Raw genomic sequence first — 20,481 nt, forward strand, 5'->3', positions numbered from 1 at the left:
ATGCAGACTGCCAAACAGCGCTGGCTGTGGAACGGGGTCTTTGTGGGCGTGCTGCTCATGCTGGCCGGCGCCCTCTACTGGTCCACCCAGAGCATCGACTACCACTGGCGCTGGGAGCGGGTGTTGCCCTATGTGGTGGACAGCTCGCCCCAGCCCATCCGCGCCCCCTTCGACGGCCAGGCCGAACTGGGCGATGACGGCCGTACCCTGACCCTGGTGTCGGACCATGGCGACGCCCCCCTGGTGCTGGAGCGGTTCAGTACCCTCCTGGTGGCGGACGGCGATCTGCTGTTCGAGGGGGACGAAGTGGCCAGGCTCGACAGCCTGCGCGCCGGCCCCATCCTCCATGGCATGGTGATGACGCTGCAACTGTCGGTGGTGTCGCTGTTGTGCTCCATCCTGCTCGGCCTGGGGTTGGGCCTGGGACGGCTGTCCGCCAACCCGGCCCTGCGCAAGCTGTGCATCCTCTATATCGAAATCATCCGCGGCACCCCGCTGCTGGTGCAGATCTTCATCATCTACTTTTTCGTCGGCACCGTGCTGTCGCTGGATCGCTTCACCGCCGGCGCCGCCGCCCTCACCCTGTTCAGCGCCGCCTATGTGGCGGAGATCATCCGCGCCGGCATCCAGGCGGTGCCAGTGGGACAGATGGAGGCGGCCCGTTCCCTCGGCATGAGCTATGGTCGGGCCATGGTCGAGGTGATACTGCCCCAGGCGCTCAGGCGCAGCCTGCCGGCCCTGGCCGGCCAGTTCATCAACCTGATCAAGGACTCCTCCCTGGTCTCGGTGATCTCCCTCACCGATCTGACCAAGGCCGGCCGGGAAGTGGTGTCCTCCACCTTCGCCCCCTTCGAGGTGTGGTTCACCGTGGCCCTGCTCTACCTGGTGATGACGGCGTCCCTGTCCTGGCTGGTGCAGCGGCTGGAACGGCGCCTGTCGGCGGGACACTAGGAGACCCCATGCAGATAAAACACGCAGAAACCATGCTCAACGCCAGCCGGGTCGACAAGGTGTTCGACAACGGCTGCCGGGCGCTCAGCCAGGTGTCGGTGACCCTTCGTCGTGGCGAAGTGGTGGTGATCGTCGGCCCCTCGGGGTCGGGCAAATCGACCTTCCTGCGCACCCTCAACCGGCTCGAAAGCATCAGCGCCGGCCGCATCGAACTCGAAGGCACCGACATTCATGCCCGCAGCACCAACGTCAACCGGCTCCGGGAACGGGTGGGCATGGTGTTCCAGGGCTTCAACCTCTTCCCCCACAAGACCGCCCTGCACAATGTAATGCTGGCCCCGCTCAAGGTGGCCCGGCGTCCCCGTGCCGAGGTCGAGCTGCAGGCACGGGCCCTGCTGGCCAAGGTGGGCCTGGCCGAGCGCATGGACCACTACCCCGCCCAGCTGTCCGGCGGCCAGCAGCAGCGGGTGGCCATCGCCCGGGCCCTGTGCATGCAGCCGCAGATCATGCTGTTCGACGAGCCCACCTCGGCGCTGGATCCGGAAATGGTGGGGGAAGTGCTGGAGGTGATGAAGGGCCTGGCCCGGGACGGCATGACCATGGTGGTGGTCACCCACGAGATGGGCTTCGCCCGGGAAGTGGCCGACCGGGTGCTGTTCATGGCCGACGGCCTGTTGCTGGCCGAAGACACCCCGGACGGCTTTTTCAACCGCCCCGCCCATCCGCGGTTGCGGCAGTTCCTGTCGCAGATCCTCTAACCCATCCACCGCCTCGCCGGTGTTGTTCAAGGTGTGTATGACCAATCCTATTGAAAGCCTGCTCGCGCAGTTTCCCCTGGCCATCCTCGACGGCGCCCTGGCCACCGAGCTGGAAAGCCGGGGCTGCGACCTCAAGGATCCGCTGTGGTCGGCCAAGGTGCTGATCGAGCAGCCCGAGCTTATCTACGCCGTTCACTACGACTATTTCGCCGCCGGTGCCGATGTAGCCATCACCGCCAGCTACCAGGCCACCTTCGAGGCCTTCGCCCGCCGCGGGCTGGACACCGGACAGGCCGCCGGCCTGATGCAGCGGGCGGTGCAACTGGCGGTGGCGGCGCGGGACGACTTCTGGCAAGGATTAAGCGCCGAACAGCGCGCCCTGCGCCCCCGCCCCCTGGTGGCGGCCTCGGTCGGCCCCTACGGCGCCATGCTGGCGGACGGCTCCGAATACCGGGGCCATTACGAGCTGGATGAAGCCGGCCTGATGGCCTTTCATCGCCCCCGGCTGGAGGTGCTGCTGGCGGCCGGCGCCGACCTGCTGGCCTGCGAGACCCTGCCCTGCCTGAGCGAGGCCCGGGCCCTGGCCCGGTTGATGGAAGCCTACCCCGGCGCCTGCGGCTGGATCAGTTTCAGTTGCCGAGACGCGGAGCACAACAGCCAGGGCGAGCGGCTGCGCGACTGCGTCACGGCCCTGGCCCCCTTCGAGTCGGTGGTGGCGCTAGGACTCAACTGCACCGCACCCGAGCACGTGCCCGGGCTGCTGCAATCGGTACGGGGCGCCACCGCCAAGCCGCTGCTGGTCTACCCCAACTCCGGCGAGCAGTACGACGCCGGCCACAAGTGCTGGCACGGCCCGGCCGACAGCGAACAGTTCGCCCTGGCCGCCGGACGCTGGCAGCGGGAAGGCGCCGCCCTTATCGGCGGCTGCTGCCGCACCTCGCCGGCGGACATCGCCGCCGTGGCCGCCCTGCTGCGCCCGGCGGCAGGATAAGAAAAAAGGGTCAGATCGGCAGATTCAACCCGGATTTCAGCACATTGAGCACCACATTGGTGTTCATGCGCTTGATCTCCGGGAACTGGCTCATGGTGGCTTCGGCGATGGCGTCGAATTCGGTCACGTCCCGCGCCAGGATCACCGCCACCAGATCCACCGCGCCGGTCACGTAGAAAATCTGCTGGAAGGCGTCCTGGCCCTGGGCCCAGCGCATAAAGCGGTCCATCACCGGGTAGTTTTCCCGCTCGATTTCCAGGCCGACGATAAAGGTCATCAGGTTGTCGAGCTTGCGGTTGTCGACCACCGCCACGTCGGCGCTGATCACCCGGCTCTGGCGCAGCCGCTTCAGCCGCCGCTGCACCGCCGACGGCGACAGCCCTATCTCTTCGGCGATGACTTCGCTGCGGGTCAGGCAGTTGCGCTGCACGATGGCGAGTATTTTGCGATCGAATTGGTCGAGGTTGTCACTCATTGCCGGCTGGATCCCGTCGGATGGTTGAAGCCATAAATACGGCTGGACGGCTATTCTAAATAACTCGGCGATCCGGCTCAACCATTGAGAAACACAAAGGCGGCCCCCGGCCGCCTTTGTGAGGAACAAGAGCTCAAACCCGGCTCAGCCTTGGGTATCCAGCGGCTCGAAACTTTTCACCAGTTCGTCCAGGGCCTTGATCTGGGCCAGGAAGGGCTCCAGCCTGGCCAGCGGCAGGGCGCTGGGGCCGTCGCACTTGGCATGATCCGGATCCGGGTGGGACTCGAGGAACAGGCCGGCCAGGCCGGTGGCCATGCCCGCCCGGGCCAGGTCCACCACCTGCTCCCGGCGTCCGCCGGAGGCTTCGCCCAGCGGGTCCCGGCACTGCAGGGCGTGGGTCACGTCGAAGATGATGGGGGCGCCGGCGGTGGCCTTTTTCATCACCCCGAAGCCGAGCATGTCCACCACCAGGTTGTCGTAGCCGAAGTTGGCACCGCGCTCGCACAAGATCAGTTGATCGTTGCCGCACTCGATAAACTTGTCGACGATGTTCTTCATCTGCCCCGGGCTCAGGAACTGGGGCTTCTTGATATTGATCACCCGGCCGGTTCTGGCCATGGCCTCCACCAGATCGGTCTGGCGGGCGAGGAAGGCGGGCAACTGGATCACGTCCGCCACCTCGGCCACGGTTGCGGCCTGCCAGGGCTCGTGCAGGTCGGTGATCACCGGCACCTGGAAGGTATCCTTGATCTCCGCCAGCAGCTTCATGCCCTCTTCCAGGCCGGGGCCGCGGAAGGAGTGGATGGAGGAGCGGTTGGCCTTGTCCCAACTGGCCTTGAACACATAGGGGATGCCGAGTTTGTCGGTCACCTTGACGTAATGCTCACAGGCTTTCAGCGCCAGCTCGCGGGACTCCAGCACATTGATGCCGCCGAACAGCACGAAGGGCTGGTCGTTGGCCACGCTTATCTGATTGATCTTGACGGTTTTCATCGCTACTCCTAGTGGAGGGTTTTAGGACCCAGGTCGAGGGCCGCTATCTGGGCTTTCAGCACGTCGGCCACCGGATCCTCGGGGCAGTGCTGGATGAAGAATTCGAAATCCTCGGCGGCGAGCCGGTGGCAGTCCAGCTGCTCGAACAGAAAGCCCCGATCGCGCCGCTCTACCGGGCAGTCGGGCTTGAGCTTGAGCAACAGCTGGCTGCAGGCCAGGGCCTGGGAAAACTGCTTGTGATGGATAAAGGCGGCCTTGGTCACATTCAGCAATCGCTCCAGTATCGCCTGGTTGTCGGCCCCCTTGAGCTGCTCGGGCTTGAGCCGGGCCAGGTTGCCCCGGGCGCCGCGCAGCAGTTGTTCTATTTCCCGTTTGGACAACTCGCGCCCGGTAAAGGGGTCGATGATCGCCTCCTCTTCCCCGGACCAGAGCCGCAGCAGGAAGTGACCGGGAAAGCAGATGCCCTCGGCCCGCACCCCGACACGCTCGCACAGGTGCAGTATCAAAATGCCCAGGGTCACCGGAATGCCCCGGCGGCGCGCCAGCACCCGGTCCAGCAGGCAGTTGTCGGTGGAAAAAAAACGTTCCCAATCGCCGGCCAGCCCCAGGGGGCCGAACAGGGTCGGCAGCAGCTGCTCCGCGGCGTCCTGGCCGGCCAGCACCTCGGCCAGCTCCCGCTCCAGGGCGAGAAGGTCACCTTCGGCCTTGTGCCGCACCGCCAGACCATAGAGGCTCTCCACCACGTCCAGCGCCAGCATCATCAGACTGCGTGGTTCAAGACCCTGCCAGCACTCACTGACCTTGGTTTTCAGCATCTTGCCTCCCGGGCCACTGGCCCAGCGTGAGCCGCTCCTGGCCGCCGTAATCGCGCAGGGTCTGCACCAGGCAATAGCCCATGGCGTCAAAATATTCCCGCATCTGGCTCCCCTGCTGCCAGCCGTGCTCCAGCAGCAGCCAGCCTCCGGCATTGAGATACGCACGCGCCATCTCGACAATATGGTGCAGATCCGCCAGGCCCGCCTGTTCCGCCACCAGGGCCGACGCCGGTTCGAAACGCACATCTCCCGATTGTAAATGGGGATCGGCGGCATCGATATAGGGCGGGTTGGACAGGATCATGTCGAAATAAAGCCCTGCCAGCGGTTCAAACCAACTGCCCTGGCGCACCTCTATGGCCAGCACCAGTCGGGCGCTGTTGCGCCGGGCCAGGGCCGCCGCTTGCGGGCTGAATTCCACCGCCAGCACCCTATCGGCGGGGCGCTCGCTCTTGAGCGCCAGGGCGATGGCGCCGGTGCCGGTGCCCAGATCCGCCAGGGTGGCGGGCCGTGCCGGCAACCGCGCCAGGGCCGCTTCCACCATGAGTTCGGTATCGGGTCGGGGGATCAGGGTGGCGGACGACACCTCGAGCTCCAGCGACCAGAACTCGCGCCGGCCGGTCAGGTGCGCCACCGGCTCGCCCCGCCGCCGCCGGGCCACCAGGGCCGCCAACTGTTCCTGCTCGGCCGGGGTCGGCCGGTATTCCGGCCAGGCCAGCAGGAAGCTCTGCGGCTTGCCCAGCACGTGGCACAGCAGCACGTCCGCATCCAGGGCGGGCGACTCGCCCCCCGCCAGTTGTTCGCGCAGCCGTTGGCGCAGCTCGGCCAGGGTCATTTACTGTCCCGCCAGGGCGGCCAGCAAGTCGGCCTGGTGCTCCTGCAGTATCGGCTGGGTCAGCATCTCGAGCTGGCCTTCGAGCACTTCGCTCAGCCGGTACAGGGTCAGGTTGATGCGATGATCCGACACCCGCCCCTGGGGGTAGTTGTAGGTGCGGATGCGATCGGAGCGATCGCCGCTGCCCAGCAGGTTGCGGCGGGTGCTCTGCTCCTCGGCATGGCGTTTGTCCTGCTCCATCTGCGCCAGGCGCGAGGCCAGCACCGCCATGGCCTTGGCCCGGTTCTTGTGCTGGGAGCGCTCGTCCTGGCATTCCACCACCATGCCGGTGGGCAGGTGGGTGATGCGGATGGCGGAGTCGGTCTTGTTGACGTGCTGGCCGCCGGCGCCGGAGGCGCGGAAGGTGTCCACCTTCAGATCCGCCGCGTTGATCTCGGGGGCCTCGGCTTCGGGAACCTCGGGCAGCACCGCCACCGTGCAGGCGGAGGTATGGATGCGGCCCTGGGACTCGGTCTCGGGTACCCGCTGCACCCGGTGCCCGCCGGACTCGAACTTGAGCTTGCCGTAGGCACCACTGCCCTCGAGGCGGGCGATGATTTCCTTGAAACCGCCGTGCTCCCCCTCACTGGCGCTGACGATCTCGATACGCCAGCGCTGCTGTTCGGCGTAGCGGCTGTACATACGGAACAGATCGCCGGCGAAGATGGCCGCCTCGTCGCCGCCGGCCCCGGCGCGGATCTCCAGGAAACAGTTGTTGTCGTCCTTCGGATCCTTCGGGAGCAGCAGGATCTGCAGCTCGCGGCCCAGCTCCTCGATGGCGGCCTCGGCGGTGTCGATCTCTTCCTCGGCCATGGCCCTGAGCTCGGCGTCGTCTTCCGCCAGCATCTCGCGCGCGCCGGCCAGATCCGCCTCGGCCTGGCGGTAGCGGCGAAAGCAGCCCACCACGTCTTCCAGCTGGGCGTATTCCCGGGTGAGGGCCCGGTACTGATCCTGGTTGTTGATGACGGAGGCCTCGCCCAGCAGCGCCTGCACCTCTTCGTAGCGCTCCTGCAGGCCTTCCAGTTTCTTCAGTATGGATTCGTTCATCTGTGTCTCGCCGCTATGGCCTTGTCAGCGCTGGCCGAGGCCCAGGCTCTGGGCCAGCACGGCCAGGATTTCCTGATCGCCGTCCTTGCCCGCCTGGCTCAGCGCCTGGGTGGGAGTATGGATAAGCTTGTTGGTGAGGCGCCGGGCCAGCTCCCCCATGGTTTTGGCCGGATCCTCGCCCTGGGCCAGGGCCTGCAGCGCCCGACCGAGCTCCTGCTCCCGCACGGCGTCGGCCTGGGTGCGGTAGTCGCGGATCAGATCCACCGACTTGAGCGAGCGGAACCAGCCCATGAACTGGTCCCGCTCTTCAAGAATAATCCGTTCGGCCTGGCCGGCCGCGCGCTTGCGGGCCTCCAGGTTCTGCTCGATGATGCCCTGCAGATCGTCCACCGTATACAGGTAGGCATCGCTCAATTCGTCCACCTCCGGTTCGATATCCCGCGGCACCGCGATGTCCACCAGCAGAATGGGCTTGTGGCGGCGCGCCTTGAGCGCCCGCTCGACCATGCCCTTGCCGATGATCGGCAGGGGGCTGGCGGTGGAACTGATGACGATGTCGGCTCTGGGCAGATGTTCGGGGATCTGCTCCAGGGTCATCACCTGGGCGTCGAACTCCAGGGCCAGGTTCTGGGCCCGTTCCAGGGTGCGGTTGGCCACCATCATCTGGGTCACCGACTGTTCCTTCAGATGGCGGGCCACCAGCTCCACGGTTTCACCGGCACCGACCAGCAATACCCGGGTACGGCTGAGATCGGAAAAGATGCGCTTGGCCAGGCTGACGGCGGCAAAGGCCACCGACACCGCGCTGGCGCCGATCTCGGTTTCGGTGCGCACCCGCTTGGCCACGGAAAACGACTTCTGGAACAGCCGCTCGAGAATGCCCTTGAGGCTGCCCACCTGATGGGACTGGTTATAGGCCTGCTTGATTTGCCCCAGGATCTGCGGCTCGCCCAGCACCAGGGAGTCCAGACCACAGGCCACCCGCATCAGGTGGCGCACCGCCTCCTCGCCCTGGTGCTGGTACAGGCAGGAAGTCAGTTCGTCTTCATCCAGATGGTGAAACCGTTGCAGCCAGTGGCGTACCAGGTCACTTTCCCCCTGCTGATCCAGGCAACAGTAGAGCTCGGTGCGGTTGCAGGTAGAGACAATCACCGCCTCTTCCACCCCTCGGGTGTGCATCAGCTCCTGCAGTGCCTTGGGGGCGAGATCCGGCCCGAATGCCACCCGCTCGCGCAGGGCGACGGAAGCGGTCTTATGATTGATTCCCAGTACCAGCAGGCTCATGAGGGTATTCTGCGGCTCACAACATCTTTCAAGTAGCCGGCTATTGTACGAGAAAGGGTAAGCCTTTAAAAGGCGCTGACCTTGCCCTTATACTGACGACAAACATAATCTCGGAGTTGTCTGTGCGCGCCTTATTCATCGCCTTTGCCCTGTTGCTCGTCTCCGGCTGTGCCTACCGGGCACAGGAAGCCCCTCCCGGCTCCTGGCAGGCCCAGAGGGCCACCCTGGCCCAGTTGCAGGACTGGCAGCTGTCGGCCCGGCTCGGCATCATCACCCCGGATGAGCGGGGCAGCCTCAGCCTGTTCTGGCGCCAGGACAGCGACGATTACCGGATGAACCTGACCAATGTGGTGGGCAGCCGGGTGTTCGACCTCAGCCGCCGCCAGGGCACCATTCAGCTTACCGACAGCGAGGGCCGGCAGCATACCGCGGGCAACGCTCGGGACCTGGTGTTCCGGCTGACCGGCTGGGATCTGCCGGTGGAACAGCTGGCCTACTGGATCAAGGGGCTGCCCGGTGAAGCGGACCAGGTGGAATACGACGCCGATGGCCGGCCGCAAAGCCTGCGCGCTCACGGTTGGCAACTCAGCTATCTGGGCTATACCCGCATCGATGGCCTCTGGCTGCCGAGCCGGCTGAATCTGACCCACGATACCACCACCCTGCGCCTGGCCATCAACCAATGGGAACTGAAGCCATGATAGTCCTGCCCGCCCCGGCCAAACTCAACCTGTTCCTGTACATCACCGGCCGCCGCAACGACGGCTATCACAACCTGCAGACCCTGTTCCAGTTTCTGGACCATGGCGACAGCCTGAGCTTCGAGCCGGCCGCCGACGGCCATCTCCTCCTCGAGCCGGCCCTGCCCGGGGTGGAGCAAGAGCACAACCTCGTCATCAAGGCCGCCCGCCTGCTGCAGAGCAAGACCGGCTGCACCAAGGGCGCCCGCATCCGTCTCACCAAGCGGCTGCCCATGGGCGGCGGCCTGGGCGGCGGCTCCAGCGATGCCGCCACCACCCTGGTGGCCCTCAACCGGCTGTGGCAATTGGGGCTCAGCCAGGAACAGCTGGCCCGTCTCGGTCGCCGGCTGGGCGCCGACGTGCCGGTGTTCGTGCGCGGCCAGGCCGCCTTTGCCGAAGGGGTGGGCGATATCCTGACTCCCGCCCATCCGCCCGAACCCTGGTATCTGGTCCTCAATCCCGGTATCGAAGTGGCAACCGCCGCCGTCTTTACCGATCCGGAGCTGCATCGCGCCAGCCCGGCGCTCAGCCTGGCACAACGGCTCAGCCTGCCCTGGGAAAACGATTGCGAACCGCTGGTCAAAAAGCGCCACCCCGAGGTTGCCAAGCTCCTGGGCTGGTTGCTAGAATATGCGCCGTCAAGAATGACGGGCACCGGGGCCTGTATCTTTGCCACCTTCGACAGCCGGGAAGCGGCCGAAAATGCGTTGGCCAGGGCGCCGGAAGGAAGCACCGGTTTCATTGCCAAAGGCTGTAATATTTCGCCGCTGTTCACTGCGTTGCGACAGCTCGACGAACCGGCCCCGTCATCGAATACGGCAACCTAGGCAGCGCTTGCAAGAGAGTGGGGGTGGGCCCGCTTTCTCCCTTATTCCGAGGGCCAATTCGCTGTTGAGTGATGTCTGCAGGACGACACGGCCGAGGCCGGCTCGCCGTCCGGGTTGTCTGACCCGGCTACCTGCAAGACACACCACGTTCAGAATTATAAAAAGGGCTGGATAGCGGAACTTGTTTCCGTAAACGGGTTCACGGCCCCGTCCAGTCTCGCCACCCATGAAACAACCCCGAGGTTTTCAACCGTGCCCGACATGAAGCTGTTTGCTGGTAATGCAACGCCGGAACTCGCCCAACGTATCGCCGATCGTCTCTTTATCAAACTGAGTGCTGCCGATGTCGGTCGCTTCAGTGACGGCGAAATCAGCGTACAAATCAACGAAAATGTACGTGGCGGCGATGTCTTCATCATCCAGTCCACCTGCGCACCGACCAACGATAACCTGATGGAACTGATCGTGATGGTGGACGCCCTGCGCCGAGCCTCCGCCGGTCGTATTACCGCCGTTATCCCCTACTTTGGCTATGCCCGCCAGGACCGCCGCGTGCGCTCCGCCCGGGTGCCGATTACCGCCAAGGTAGTGGCCGACTTCCTGTCCAGCGTGGGCGTTGACCGGGTGCTGACCGTCGACCTGCATGCCGAACAGATCCAGGGCTTCTTCGACGTGCCGGTGGACAACGTGTTCGGCACCCCGGTGCTGCTGGAAGACATGAAAGCCAAGAACCTGGACAACGCCGTGGTGGTCTCCCCCGACATCGGCGGTGTGGTGCGGGCCCGGGCCGTGGCCAAGCTGCTGGACGAAACCGATATCGCCATCATCGACAAGCGCCGCCCCCGCGCCAACGTGTCCCAGGTGATGCACCTGATCGGCGATGTGGAAGGCCGTGACTGCGTGATCGTGGACGACATGATCGACACCGGCGGCACCCTGTGCAAGGCCGCCGAAGCCCTGAAAAACCACGGCGCCAAACGGGTGTTCGCCTACGCCACCCACGCCGTGTTCTCCGGCAATGCCGCCCAGAACATCAGGGACTCGGTGATTGACGAGGTGATCATCACCGACTCCATCCCGCTGACTCCGGAAATCGAAGCCCTGGCCAAGGTCAAGCAGCTGTCCCTGTCCGGCATGCTGGCCGAAGCCATTCGCCGCATCAGCAACGAAGAGTCCATCTCCGCCATGTTCGAACATTGATGACTGAAAGCTGGAAGCTGGAAGCTGGAAGCTAGAAGCTAGAAGCTAGAAGCTAGAAGCTAGAAGCTAGAAGCTAGAAGCTAGAAGCTAGAAGCTAGAAGCTAGAAGCTAGAAGCTAGAAGCTAGAAGCTAGAAGCTAGAAGCTAGAAGCTAGAAGCTGAAAGTCTAAAAAGCCCGCGGATTCGCGGGCTTTTTTATTTCGTGAGGGGTGAGGCGGAAAGCGTGAGGTGCACAGCAACCGGGGGGACGCCTCACCCCTCACCACATTACCCGTAAAAGCGCACAAAGTAATAGCCGCTCAGGCCGATGCCGAACAGCACTATGGCCCAGGCCAGCAGCCGGGGCTTTATCCATACCAGCAACCGGGCGCCCAGCTTGCCCCCGACCAGATAGCCCAGCGCCAGCGCCAGGCAGGCCCGCCAGTGCACCAGCCCCGACAGGGAATACACCGCTATGGTGGCGCCGCTGGCCAGCATCGACAGATACAGTTTGATGGCGTGCTGCTGCAAGTTGGAGCCCATCCGCAGCTGGCCGGTCAGCGCCATCAGCAAAACCCCCAGGCCGCCACCGAAGAAACCGCCGTAGAAGGCACCACCCAGCAGCAGCGGCCAGGCCCGCCGTTTCATCCTGAGTGGCCCTTCGAACCCCGACCGGCTCAACAGTTGGCGGGCATAGAGCAGGCTCACCGCCAGCAGCAGCCAGGGCACCAGGTAGTTGAAACTGTCGGCATGGAACTGCACCAGCGCCAGTGCCCCCAGGCCGCCACCGGCCAGGCCGATGCCGGTCAGCGCCAGCCAGGGGCCGCTGCCGAGCTGGCGACGCATGCCCCAGAAGGCGCTGGCGTAGCCGGGCCAGGACGCCACGCTGGCGGTGGCCACGGCGCCGGTGCTGGGTACGCCCGTAGCCAGCAGCGCCGGCAGGGTCAGGAACAGGCCGCCACCGGCCAGGGCATTGAGCACCCCGGCGAGCAGGGCCCAGCCGAGCAGTTCGTACATAAGAAGCATCCTGTGACAGGCATCCGTGCGGCTATGGAAAGGGCGATGACGCCCCGAAGAGTGCAAACGATCTTAAGCGTAATCGTACACAATGTTGATATATTACCGATTCCGGCGGATCAAGTCACCGAGGTGGCCATTATTGCCGCTCTTCATTAGAATATGGCGTCATTTTAACGGCCGACTCAGCATATGCACCCTATCGAACTGATCGTCGGGCTTGGTAATCCGGGCCCGGAATACGCCCACACCCGCCACAACGCCGGCGCCTGGTATGTGGCCGAGCTGGCCCGGCTGCACGGCGGCCAGCTCAGGGAAGAAGGCAAGTTTTTCGGCTGGACCGGCCGGATACGCATCGGGGGCCATGATGTACGGCTGCTGATCCCGGCCACCTTCATGAACCGCTCGGGCAAGTCGGTAGCGGCCATGGCCAACTTCTACCAGATCCCACCCGAGGCGATACTGGTGGCCCACGACGAGCTGGATCTGCCCCCGGGCAGCGCCCGTTTCAAGCAGGGCGGCGGCCACGGCGGCCATAACGGCCTGAAGGACATCATCAGCAGCCTCGGCAACAGCAAGGACTTTTACCGGCTGCGGCTCGGCATCGGCCATCCGGGGCACAAGTCCCAGGTAGCCGGCTTCGTGCTCACCAAGGCACCGGCTCCCGAGCAGAGCCTGTTGGAGGCCACGGTAGACGAGGCCGCCCGCGCCACCGATATTTTATTCAACGACGGCATGACCAGGGCGATGAATCGCCTGCATGCCTTCAATGCCGATTCCACCAAGTAAATTTCAGGACACAGCTATGGGTTTTAAATGCGGTATCGTGGGCCTGCCCAATGTGGGCAAGTCCACCCTGTTCAACGCGCTGACCAAGGCGGGCATCGAAGCCGCCAACTTCCCCTTCTGCACCATAGAGCCGAACACCGGGGTGGTGCCGGTGCCGGACCCACGTCTCGACGCCCTGGCCGAAATCGTCAAGCCTCAGCGCATCCTGCCCACCACCATGGAATTCGTGGACATCGCCGGCCTGGTGGCGGGTGCCTCCAAGGGCGAAGGCCTGGGCAACAAGTTCCTGGCCAACATCCGCGAAACCGACGCCATCGGCCATGTGGTGCGCTGCTTCGACAACGACAACATAGTGCACGTGGCCGGCCAGGTATCGCCCAAGGACGATATCGAAATCATCAATACCGAGCTGGCGCTGGCGGATCTGGACACCTGTGAGCGGGCCATGCAGCGCAACGCCAAGAAGGCCAAGGGGGGCGACAAGGACGCCAAGTTCGAGATGACGGTGCTGGAAAAGCTGCTGCCCGCCCTGGAGCAGGCCCGGGTACTGCGCAGCGTAGAGCTCACCAAGGAAGAGAGGGCGGCCATCGACTACCTGAACTTCCTCACCATCAAGCCGACCATGTATATCGCCAACGTCAATGACGACGGCTTCGAGAACAACCCCTACCTGGCCCAGGTGGAGGAAATCGCCGCCGCCGAAAACGCCATAGTGGTGCCGGTGTGTGCCGCCATGGAATCGGAAATCGCCGAGCTGGACGCGGAAGAAGCCGCCGAGTTCATGGCCGACATGGGCCTGGAAGAGCCGGGCCTGAACCGGGTGATCCGCGCAGGCTACCAGTTGCTCAACCTGCAGACCTACTTCACCGCCGGGGTGAAGGAAGTCCGCGCCTGGACCATCCCCGTGGGCGCCACCGCGCCCCAGGCCGCGGGCAAGATCCACACCGACTTCGAAAAGGGCTTTATCCGCGCCCAGACCATCGCCTTCGACGACTACATCGCCTACAAGGGCGAGCAGGGCGCCAAGGAAGCGGGCAAGATGCGCTCCGAGGGCAAGGACTATATCGTCAAGGACGGCGACGTAATGAACTTCCTGTTCAACGTCTGAGCCGGTAACCGCCGTTGCAAAAGGCCGGGTCTGACCCGGCCTTTTCTTTTTTATTCGAGTAAAAAACCGGCCGCCCTGGCTACCCTGCCGCCACCGTGCCTAGTTTCTGGCCAAACGGTTGAGCCCGACCCGTTTTTCGGGAAAAAACGGTTGACGCTCCCGAGCCGGATACGCATAATGCGCCCCGTCCGGTGACGAGCAGTCATCGACGGCAAAGTGGCTATGTAGCTCAGTTGGTTAGAGCACATCACTCATAATGATGGGGTCGCAGGTTCGAATCCCGCCATAGCCACCACTCTGCTGGGGTATCGCCAAGCGGTAAGGCAGCGGGTTTTGATCCCGCCATTCCCAGGTTCGAATCCTGGTACCCCAGCCATTTTTAAGAAGTGGTTGAAGAAAAGCGGGTTTTGCTACCGGCCTCAGTGCCAGGGTTCAAGGCCAACACCTTCAGCTATTTTCAAGATGGCTGATTCTGTGTTATCACTGTCAACCATCATCGTTGGGGTATCGCCAAGCGGTAAGGCAGCGGGTTTTGATCCCGCCATTCCCAGGTTCGAATCCTGGTACCCCAGCCATATTTCTGCAAAGCTGGTTAAGCAGCGGGTTTTGCTCCCGGCCTCAGTGCAAGGGTTCACAACTCGGTACCCCCAGCCATTTTTAAGAAAACCATTGAGGCGACTCAATGCTTATGTGGCTATGTAGCTCAGTTGGTTAGAGCACATCACTCATAATGATGGGGTCGCAGGTTCGAATCCCGCCATAGCCACCACTCTTTTGCGGGAGTGGCGAAATTGGTAGACGCACCAGATTTAGGTTCTGGCGCCGCAAGGTGTGCGAGTTCAAGTCTCGCCTCCCGCACCATTAAAAATTGGGGTATCGCCAAGCGGTAAGGCAGCGGGTTTTGATCCCGCCATTCCCAGGTTCGAATCCTGGTACCCCAGCCATATCAAAATCAAAAAGCCGGCCTCTGTGCCGGTTTTTTGTTTATCGGATCAGTATCAACGGGCCTTGACCCCGGCACCGCCCCCAGGTTCGAATCCTGGTACCCCAGCCATATTTCTGTAAAGCTGGTCAAACAGCGGGTTTTGCTCCCGGCCTCAGTGCCCAGGTCCATAACCCGGGACCCCAGCCATATCAAAATCAAAAAGCCGGCCTATGTGCCGGTTTTTTGCTTTCTGGGACTTGGGATTATGGACTGGAAAAGATCGACTAAAGCCGACCCTACCAAAAAGCCACACCTCCTGCTTTTACAAGAATGGCGCAGCCTTCAGCAGCACCGCTGGCGTGTCTTCCAGCGTCCAGCCTACGGCTTAAAGCTACCCTTCAAAGCCCCATGGCGTATTTCATTACCTGGTTTTTCAGCGGGCCGCTGTGCTGGGCGGCTTTCAATCCCAGGTTGCGCAGCAGCTTGAACGGCAGCAGATCGTTGCTGAACGTCTGATAAAAGAGATCCATGGCCCCCTGCATCAGCAGGTTGTCGGGCCGGCGCCGGCACTGGTAGCGTTCCAGCAACTCGGCCGAGGCAACATCCCGGCCGCCTTCCACCGCCCGGTGCATCAGTTCGCTCAGGCAGGCCACGTCCTTGAACCCCAGGTTGACCCCCTGCCCCGCCAGTGGATTGATGGTATGGGCGGCGTCCCCCAGCAGCACCACGGCGCCTTTCACATACTGGTTGGCGTGCCGCCGACGCAGCGGAAAATGGCCCTTGTCCAGTACCTGGAAGGCACCCAGCCGGGGCGGGAAATGCGCGGCGACCTGTTGTGCCAGTGCCCCATGGTCCAGCGCGGCCAACTCCCGGATTCGCGCCTTCTGGTCGTACCACACCAGGGAGCCGTGGCGCTGGCCCAGGGGCAGAAAGGCACGGGGACCACTGGGGCAGAATTGCTGCCAGGTCGTCTCGGCTTCCAGGGCGTCGCCCTCTATGCTGAGCAGCATGCAATGCTGGGCATAGTCCCAGGCGGTAACGCCGATGCCCGCAAACTGGCGGGTGCGCGACTCGGCCCCGTCGCAGGCCAGCACCAGCCGGGCCTGCAGCCGCCGGCCGTCCTCCAGCGCCAGCTCGGCGCCCTTTTCATTCCGGCTGAGCCCGGCCAGGCCGTTGGGACAGTCCAGCACCACATTGTGCCACTGGGCCAGGGCCTGCCAAAGCCCGAGCTGGATCACCCGGTTTTCCACCATAAAACCCAGGTGGTCGCAATCCAGCTCCCGGGCCTCGAAGCGGGTGCCGAACCCCTGCCACTCGCGCGCTTCCAGGGCGCGGTAGGGCCAGGCCCGCATGGCGACAATGGCATCCCAGGCCCCGGCCTGCTGCAGCAAGCGCACCGAAGCGGCGCTGATGGCGGACACGCGCAGGTCAAACGCCTGCCCGGGTTCGAAGGCGGCGGGCGCCCTGGCTTCGATAACCCGGATACTCAGCCCGCTAGGCGCCAGCAGCGCCGCCGCCAGGGCACCGACCATACCGCCGCCGATGATGGCGACATCACAGTGTTCCATTGTCCAACCTCCGGATTTTTCGGCCATTCTACCCCATTTAACCGGCGATTTCGGCGAGAATCTGGCCCCGTGCATGCTGGATATTATCTGGTCACTGCCGGGAGAAAAGAGTAGAATGCCCGGTCCTGAACGCATGTCCCTTGCCGTAATTCAAAGAGTGCCATGAGCAAAAAACTTCATATCAAAACCTGGGGCTGTCAGATGAACGAATACGATTCATCCAAGATGGCCGATCTGCTGGACGCCACCCACGGCTACCAGCTCACCGAAGAAGCGGAGCACGCCGACGTGCTGCTGCTCAACACCTGCTCCATCCGCGAAAAGGCGCAGGAGAAGGTGTTCCATCAGTTGGGCCGCTGGCGTCCGTTGAAGGAAGCCAACCCCAGGCTGGTGATCGGTGTCGGCGGCTGTGTCGCCTCCCAGGAAGGTGATGCCATTCGCGCCCGCGCGCCCTTTGTGGACATAGTGTTCGGTCCCCAGACCCTGCACCGGCTGCCGGCGATGATCAAATCCGTGCTCGAAGGCAAGGGCGCCCAGGTGGACGTGGCCTTTCCGGAAATCGAGAAATTCGACAACCTGCCCGAGCCCAGGGCCGAAGGCGCCACCGCCTTCGTGTCCATCATGGAAGGCTGTTCCAAGTACTGCTCCTTCTGCGTGGTGCCCTACACCCGCGGCGAGGAAGTGAGCCGCCCACTGGACGATGTGCTCTATGAAATCGCCCAGCTCGCCGAGCAGGGCGTGCGCGAAGTCAACCTGCTGGGCCAGAACGTCAACGCCTACCGGGGCGAGACCCATGACGGCGACATCTGCAGCTTCGCCGAGCTGCTGCGACTGGTGGCGGCCATCGACGGCATCGACCGCATCCGCTACACCACCAGCCACCCCATCGAGTTTACCGACGACATCATCGAGGTGTACAAGGACACTCCCGAGGTGGTCAGCTTCCTGCACCTGCCGGTACAGAGCGGCTCGGATCGCATCCTCACCCTGATGAAGCGGCCGCACACCGCGCTGGAATACAAGTCCAAGATCCGCCGGCTGCGCGCGGCCCGGCCCGATATCACCATCAGCTCCGACTTTATCGTGGGCTTCCCCGGTGAAGACGCCGACGACTTCGAAAAGACCATGAAACTCATCGAGGACCTGGGCTTCGACATGAGCTTCAGCTTTATCTTCAGCCCCCGCCCCGGCACCCCGGCCGCCGACCTGCCCGACGATGTGCCGATGGACGAGAAAAAGGAGCGGCTGTACCGGTTGCAGAATGTGATCAACAACCAGGCCCAGCAGATCAGCCGGCAGATGCTGGGCTCCACCCAGCGCATCCTGGTGGAAGGTCCCTCCAAGCTCAACCCCATGGAGCTGCGCGGCCGCACCGAGAACAACCGGGTGGTCAACTTCGAAGGGCCGCACCACCTTATCGGCGGCTTCGCCGATGTGGAAATTACCGAAGTGATGCCCCACAGCCTGCGCGGCACCTTCCTGCGCGGCGAGGCCGAAATGGACCTGCGGGTACAGGTTTCTCCCCGGAGCATCCTCGCTCGTCGCCCCGACGGCGTGGCCGACGAAGTGGGCGTGGCGACCTTTACCCCTTAAACAGCAGCCTTAAGCCAGAAGCTGGAAGCCGTTGGTGCTGGAATAGTGATTGACAACGGCTTCCTGACATCAAAATCTATTCTAGCTTCTAGCTTCTAGCTTCTAGCTTCTAGCTTCTAGCTTCAGGCTTATCGCTTCCGGCTTTTGAAAGGAGTTACCTTGACCCCCAACGTCACCCATCTGGAACTCGAACTGCAGCCCGCCGACGGCCAACGCCTGGCCAGCCTGTGTGGCCCCTTCGACGACAACCTCAAGCAACTGGAGCGCCGCCTGGGCGTGGAGATCAACTACCACAACCAGCACTTCCAGATCCTGGGACCGGCCCACCTGGCCCAGGTCACCGGCGAGCTGCTCAAGCGGCTCTATGTGGAGACCCAACCGGTCAAGGGCCAGGCCGTGCCCGACATCACTCCCGAGCAGGTCCATCTCGCCATCAAGGAAAGCCGGGTACTGGAGCAGGGCCCGGAGCCCGACACCGGCTACCAGTACGGCAAGGAAGTGACCATCAAGACCAAGCGCGGCATGATCAAGCCGCGCACCCCCAACCAGGCCCAGTACGTGGCCCATATCCTGACCCACGACATCACCTTCGGCATAGGCCCAGCCGGCACCGGCAAGACCTACCTGGCGGTGGCCGCCGCGGTGGATGCGCTGGAACGCCAGGAAATCCGCCGCATCCTGCTGACCCGGCCTGCGGTGGAAGCGGGCGAGAAGCTCGGCTTCCTGCCCGGGGATCTGAGCCAGAAGGTCGACCCCTACCTGCGCCCCCTGTACGACGCCCTGTTCGAAATGCTGGGCTTCGAGCGGGTGGAAAAACTTATCGAGCGCAATGTCATCGAAGTGGCGCCGCTCGCCTACATGCGCGGCCGCACCCTGAACGACGCCTTTATCATCCTGGATGAGAGCCAGAACACCACGGTGGAACAGATGAAGATGTTCCTGACCCGCATCGGCTTCAACTCCAAGGCGGTGATCACCGGCGACATCACCCAGATAGACCTGCCGCGCAATGCCAAGTCCGGCCTGCGCCACGCCATCGAGGTGCTGAGCGAGGTCGAGGGGCTGTCGTTCAACTTCTTCCGCGCCGAAGACGTGGTGCGCCACCCGGTGGTGGCCCGCATCGTGCGCGCCTACGAGGCTTTCGAGTCCCAGCAGAAGCGCGCCGCCCATCCCGATGAGGACAAAAAAGCATGACCCTGTGGCTGGATTTGCAAGTCGCCTGCGATGAAACGCCCGGCCTGCCGGACGAGCGGGAGTTCGAAACCTGGCTGGCTGCCGCGCTCGCCGGTGAGCGCATGGATGCCGAAGTCACGGTGCGGCTGGTGGACGAAGCGGAAAGCCGTGAGCTCAATCGGGACTACAGGGGCAAGGATTATGCCACCAATGTACTGTCCTTCCCCTTCGAAGCCCCCCCCGGCATCGAACTGCCCCTGCTGGGTGATCTGGTGATCTGCCGCCAGGTGGTGGAGCGTGAAGCGGCGGAGCAGAACAAGCCCTTGAAGTCCCACTGGGCGCACATGGTGATACATGGCTGCTTGCATTTACTCGGTTTTGACCATATTAAGGATGACGAAGCCGAGATAATGGAATCCAAAGAGATAGCGATCCTGGCCGGTTTAGGTATCGACAATCCCTATCAAGACGATGATGAAGGTGAATGAGGTCCATGAGCGACGATAATTCGAACTCAGAAAACGGTTCGTCCAGCAAGAAAAACTGGCTTGAGCGACTCGGCCAGCTTTTTCAGGGCGAACCGAAGAGCCGTGAAGAACTGGTAGAAGTGATTATGGATGCGGGTGAGCGCGAGCTTATCGATCAGGACACCCAGGACATGATCGAAGGGGTGCTGGAGGTGAGCGAGCTCAGGGTACGGGACATCATGATCCCCCGCTCCCAGATGGTGACGGTGGAAAAATCCCAGCCGGTGTCCAGCTTCCTGCCCATGATCATCGAGTCCACCCACTCCCGTTTCCCCGTGGTCAACGAAGACAAGGACCACATCGAGGGCATACTGTTGGCCAAGGACTTGCTGCAGTACGGCTTTAACCTGACCGACGCGCCCTTTTCCATCGAGAAGGTACTGCGCCCGGCGGTGGTGGTGCCCGAGAGCAAGCGACTCGACAAGCTGCTCAAGGAATTCCGGGAAGAACGCTACCACATGGCCATAGTGGTCGACGAGTTCGGCGGCGTCTCCGGACTGGTCACCATCGAAGACATCCTCGAGCTTATCGTCGGCGACATCGAAGACGAGTACGACGCCGAAGAAAGCGCCGAAATCCGCCAGATCAGCAAGCGGGTCTATGCGGTGGCGGCGCTCACCGACATCGAGGATTTCAACGAATTCTTCCATACCCACTTCAGCGATGAAGAAGCCGATACCGTCGGCGGCATGGTGATGCATGCCTTCGGCCACCTGCCCGCCAAGGGCGAACAGCTCGAGATCGACGGCTTCGTGTTCAAGGTCGCCCACGCCGACCGTCGACGCCTGCTGCAGTTACAGGTTAAGATACCCGACACTCAGGAAACCTCCTCCTCGGAGCCAGTATAA

General features: G+C 63.2%; 20 protein-coding genes and 6 tRNA genes. 18 read left to right on the forward strand and 8 right to left on the reverse strand.

The genetic code is table 11. From position 1 onward, the window contains the following. From JKV55_RS15465 to mmuM, 3 genes are read left to right on the forward strand one after another with little or no spacing between them, the layout of a single operon-like run. Nucleotides 1–951 (forward strand): amino acid ABC transporter permease, encoded by a 951-nt coding sequence (locus JKV55_RS15465; RefSeq protein ID WP_202087602.1) that lies wholly within the window; start codon nucleotides 1–3, stop codon nucleotides 949–951. A gap of 8 nt (nucleotides 952–959) precedes the next feature. Then, complete coding sequence (locus JKV55_RS15470; RefSeq protein ID WP_369409660.1) at nucleotides 960–1,709, forward strand: amino acid ABC transporter ATP-binding protein; 750 nt, start codon at nucleotides 960–962, stop codon at nucleotides 1,707–1,709. 37 nt (nucleotides 1,710–1,746) lie between these two features. Further along, nucleotides 1,747–2,700, forward strand: coding sequence for a homocysteine S-methyltransferase (gene mmuM, locus JKV55_RS15475; protein ID WP_202087609.1), 954 nt, complete (start codon nucleotides 1,747–1,749; stop codon nucleotides 2,698–2,700). Between the two features lie 10 nt (nucleotides 2,701–2,710). Here mmuM and JKV55_RS15480 read toward each other — a convergent pair whose 3' ends face one another. From JKV55_RS15480 to hemA, 6 genes are all read right to left on the reverse strand, one after another. Then, nucleotides 2,711–3,175, reverse strand: a complete 465-nt coding sequence (locus JKV55_RS15480) for an Lrp/AsnC family transcriptional regulator (protein WP_202087611.1) — start codon at nucleotides 3,173–3,175, stop codon at nucleotides 2,711–2,713. Between the two features lie 144 nt (nucleotides 3,176–3,319). Beyond that, nucleotides 3,320–4,168: a 3-deoxy-8-phosphooctulonate synthase gene (gene kdsA, locus JKV55_RS15485; protein WP_202087613.1), complete on the reverse strand. Its 849-nt coding sequence runs from the start codon at nucleotides 4,166–4,168 to the stop codon at nucleotides 3,320–3,322. An 8-nt stretch (nucleotides 4,169–4,176) separates the two neighbouring features. Continuing rightward, the gene (locus tag JKV55_RS15490; RefSeq protein WP_202087615.1) at nucleotides 4,177–4,983 is read right to left on the reverse strand and encodes a SirB1 family protein; all 807 of its coding nucleotides are present in this window, start codon (nucleotides 4,981–4,983) and stop codon (nucleotides 4,177–4,179) included. Beyond that, nucleotides 4,961–5,818 (reverse strand): peptide chain release factor N(5)-glutamine methyltransferase, encoded by an 858-nt coding sequence (gene prmC / locus JKV55_RS15495; protein WP_202087617.1) that lies wholly within the window; start codon nucleotides 5,816–5,818, stop codon nucleotides 4,961–4,963. The genes JKV55_RS15490 and prmC overlap by 23 nt, the downstream gene beginning before the upstream one ends. Further along, nucleotides 5,819–6,904 (reverse strand): peptide chain release factor 1, encoded by a 1,086-nt coding sequence (gene prfA / locus JKV55_RS15500; RefSeq protein WP_202087619.1) that lies wholly within the window; start codon nucleotides 6,902–6,904, stop codon nucleotides 5,819–5,821. A 24-nt stretch (nucleotides 6,905–6,928) separates the two neighbouring features. Then, on the reverse strand, nucleotides 6,929–8,188 hold the full coding sequence (hemA, locus tag JKV55_RS15505; protein ID WP_202087621.1) for a glutamyl-tRNA reductase: 1,260 nt from the start codon (nucleotides 8,186–8,188) through the stop codon (nucleotides 6,929–6,931). A gap of 122 nt (nucleotides 8,189–8,310) precedes the next feature. Here hemA and lolB point away from each other — a divergent pair, with 122 nt between their 5' ends. The 3 genes from lolB to JKV55_RS15520 all read left to right on the forward strand — a co-directional run bounded on the left by lolB (nucleotide 8,311) and on the right by JKV55_RS15520 (nucleotide 10,955). After that, nucleotides 8,311–8,889 (forward strand): lipoprotein insertase outer membrane protein LolB, encoded by a 579-nt coding sequence (gene lolB, locus JKV55_RS15510; protein ID WP_202087623.1) that lies wholly within the window; start codon nucleotides 8,311–8,313, stop codon nucleotides 8,887–8,889. Further along, nucleotides 8,886–9,755 (forward strand): 4-(cytidine 5'-diphospho)-2-C-methyl-D-erythritol kinase, encoded by an 870-nt coding sequence (gene ispE / locus JKV55_RS15515; protein ID WP_202087624.1) that lies wholly within the window; start codon nucleotides 8,886–8,888, stop codon nucleotides 9,753–9,755. Before lolB ends, ispE begins: the two co-directional genes overlap by 4 nt. 252 nt (nucleotides 9,756–10,007) lie before the next feature. Then, a complete protein-coding gene (locus tag JKV55_RS15520) occupies nucleotides 10,008–10,955 on the forward strand; it encodes a ribose-phosphate pyrophosphokinase (protein ID WP_202087625.1) in 948 nt (315 codons plus the stop codon). A gap of 266 nt (nucleotides 10,956–11,221) precedes the next feature. On the opposite strand, the gene JKV55_RS15525 is transcribed toward JKV55_RS15520, so the two are convergent. Continuing rightward, complete coding sequence (locus tag JKV55_RS15525; protein WP_202087626.1) at nucleotides 11,222–11,950, reverse strand: sulfite exporter TauE/SafE family protein; 729 nt, start codon at nucleotides 11,948–11,950, stop codon at nucleotides 11,222–11,224. A 192-nt stretch (nucleotides 11,951–12,142) separates the two neighbouring features. On the opposite strand from JKV55_RS15525, the gene pth reads away from it, so the two are divergent. The 8 genes from pth (at nucleotide 12,143) to JKV55_RS15565 (ending at nucleotide 14,791) form a co-directional block, all read left to right on the forward strand. Then, on the forward strand, nucleotides 12,143–12,739 hold the full coding sequence (gene pth / locus JKV55_RS15530; protein WP_202087627.1) for an aminoacyl-tRNA hydrolase: 597 nt from the start codon (nucleotides 12,143–12,145) through the stop codon (nucleotides 12,737–12,739). 16 nt (nucleotides 12,740–12,755) lie between these two features. Then, nucleotides 12,756–13,847: a redox-regulated ATPase YchF gene (ychF, locus tag JKV55_RS15535; protein ID WP_202087628.1), complete on the forward strand. Its 1,092-nt coding sequence runs from the start codon at nucleotides 12,756–12,758 to the stop codon at nucleotides 13,845–13,847. A gap of 218 nt (nucleotides 13,848–14,065) precedes the next feature. Then, a tRNA-Met gene (locus JKV55_RS15540) sits at nucleotides 14,066–14,142 on the forward strand. A 6-nt stretch (nucleotides 14,143–14,148) separates the two neighbouring features. Next, nucleotides 14,149–14,223, forward strand: a tRNA-Gln gene (locus JKV55_RS15545). A gap of 124 nt (nucleotides 14,224–14,347) precedes the next feature. Beyond that, a tRNA-Gln gene (locus JKV55_RS15550) sits at nucleotides 14,348–14,422 on the forward strand. Between the two features lie 117 nt (nucleotides 14,423–14,539). Next, nucleotides 14,540–14,616, forward strand: a tRNA-Met gene (locus JKV55_RS15555). A gap of 7 nt (nucleotides 14,617–14,623) precedes the next feature. After that, nucleotides 14,624–14,708: transfer RNA gene (locus JKV55_RS15560), tRNA-Leu, on the forward strand. An 8-nt stretch (nucleotides 14,709–14,716) separates the two neighbouring features. After that, nucleotides 14,717–14,791, forward strand: a tRNA-Gln gene (locus JKV55_RS15565). 379 nt (nucleotides 14,792–15,170) lie between these two features. Here JKV55_RS15565 and JKV55_RS15570 read toward each other — a convergent pair. Continuing rightward, on the reverse strand, nucleotides 15,171–16,340 hold the full coding sequence (locus JKV55_RS15570; protein ID WP_202087629.1) for an FAD-dependent monooxygenase: 1,170 nt from the start codon (nucleotides 16,338–16,340) through the stop codon (nucleotides 15,171–15,173). A 162-nt stretch (nucleotides 16,341–16,502) separates the two neighbouring features. On the opposite strand from JKV55_RS15570, the gene miaB reads away from it, so the two are divergent. The 4 genes from miaB to corC all read left to right on the forward strand — a co-directional run bounded on the left by miaB (nucleotide 16,503) and on the right by corC (nucleotide 20,481). Beyond that, nucleotides 16,503–17,933 (forward strand): tRNA (N6-isopentenyl adenosine(37)-C2)-methylthiotransferase MiaB, encoded by a 1,431-nt coding sequence (gene miaB / locus JKV55_RS15575; RefSeq protein ID WP_202087630.1) that lies wholly within the window; start codon nucleotides 16,503–16,505, stop codon nucleotides 17,931–17,933. A gap of 159 nt (nucleotides 17,934–18,092) precedes the next feature. Then, complete coding sequence (locus tag JKV55_RS15580) at nucleotides 18,093–19,127, forward strand: PhoH family protein (protein ID WP_202087631.1); 1,035 nt, start codon at nucleotides 18,093–18,095, stop codon at nucleotides 19,125–19,127. After that, nucleotides 19,124–19,594 (forward strand): rRNA maturation RNase YbeY, encoded by a 471-nt coding sequence (gene ybeY, locus JKV55_RS15585; RefSeq protein ID WP_202087633.1) that lies wholly within the window; start codon nucleotides 19,124–19,126, stop codon nucleotides 19,592–19,594. The genes JKV55_RS15580 and ybeY overlap by 4 nt, the downstream gene beginning before the upstream one ends. Before the next feature lie 5 nt (nucleotides 19,595–19,599). Continuing rightward, complete coding sequence (gene corC / locus JKV55_RS15590; protein ID WP_202087634.1) at nucleotides 19,600–20,481, forward strand: CNNM family magnesium/cobalt transport protein CorC; 882 nt, start codon at nucleotides 19,600–19,602, stop codon at nucleotides 20,479–20,481.

Source organism: Zobellella iuensis (assembly GCF_016746085.1).
GTDB classification, from domain to species: domain Bacteria; phylum Pseudomonadota; class Gammaproteobacteria; order Enterobacterales; family Aeromonadaceae; genus Oceanimonas; species Oceanimonas iuensis.

Bases quoted from the DNA above. Each gene is read 5' to 3' on its own strand.
- JKV55_RS15480 (WP_202087611.1), bottom strand. From the start codon at position 3,175: ATGAGTGACAACCTCGACCAATTCGATCGCAAAATACTCGCCATCGTG.
- JKV55_RS15470 (WP_369409660.1), top strand. From the start codon at position 960: ATGCAGATAAAACACGCAGAAACCATGCTCAACGCCAGCCGGGTCGAC.
- prfA (WP_202087619.1), bottom strand. From the start codon at position 6,904: ATGAACGAATCCATACTGAAGAAACTGGAAGGCCTGCAGGAGCGCTAC.
- JKV55_RS15465 (WP_202087602.1), top strand. From the start codon at position 1: ATGCAGACTGCCAAACAGCGCTGGCTGTGGAACGGGGTCTTTGTGGGC.
- ispE (WP_202087624.1), top strand. From the start codon at position 8,886: ATGATAGTCCTGCCCGCCCCGGCCAAACTCAACCTGTTCCTGTACATC.
- prmC (WP_202087617.1), bottom strand. From the start codon at position 5,818: ATGACCCTGGCCGAGCTGCGCCAACGGCTGCGCGAACAACTGGCGGGG.
- corC (WP_202087634.1), top strand. From the start codon at position 19,600: ATGAGCGACGATAATTCGAACTCAGAAAACGGTTCGTCCAGCAAGAAA.
- JKV55_RS15570 (WP_202087629.1), bottom strand. From the start codon at position 16,340: ATGGAACACTGTGATGTCGCCATCATCGGCGGCGGTATGGTCGGTGCC.
- hemA (WP_202087621.1), bottom strand. From the start codon at position 8,188: ATGAGCCTGCTGGTACTGGGAATCAATCATAAGACCGCTTCCGTCGCC.
- pth (WP_202087627.1), top strand. From the start codon at position 12,143: ATGCACCCTATCGAACTGATCGTCGGGCTTGGTAATCCGGGCCCGGAA.
- JKV55_RS15525 (WP_202087626.1), bottom strand. From the start codon at position 11,950: ATGTACGAACTGCTCGGCTGGGCCCTGCTCGCCGGGGTGCTCAATGCC.
- mmuM (WP_202087609.1), top strand. From the start codon at position 1,747: ATGACCAATCCTATTGAAAGCCTGCTCGCGCAGTTTCCCCTGGCCATC.
- miaB (WP_202087630.1), top strand. From the start codon at position 16,503: ATGAGCAAAAAACTTCATATCAAAACCTGGGGCTGTCAGATGAACGAA.
- JKV55_RS15490 (WP_202087615.1), bottom strand. From the start codon at position 4,983: ATGCTGAAAACCAAGGTCAGTGAGTGCTGGCAGGGTCTTGAACCACGC.
- ychF (WP_202087628.1), top strand. From the start codon at position 12,756: ATGGGTTTTAAATGCGGTATCGTGGGCCTGCCCAATGTGGGCAAGTCC.
- kdsA (WP_202087613.1), bottom strand. From the start codon at position 4,168: ATGAAAACCGTCAAGATCAATCAGATAAGCGTGGCCAACGACCAGCCC.
- ybeY (WP_202087633.1), top strand. From the start codon at position 19,124: ATGACCCTGTGGCTGGATTTGCAAGTCGCCTGCGATGAAACGCCCGGC.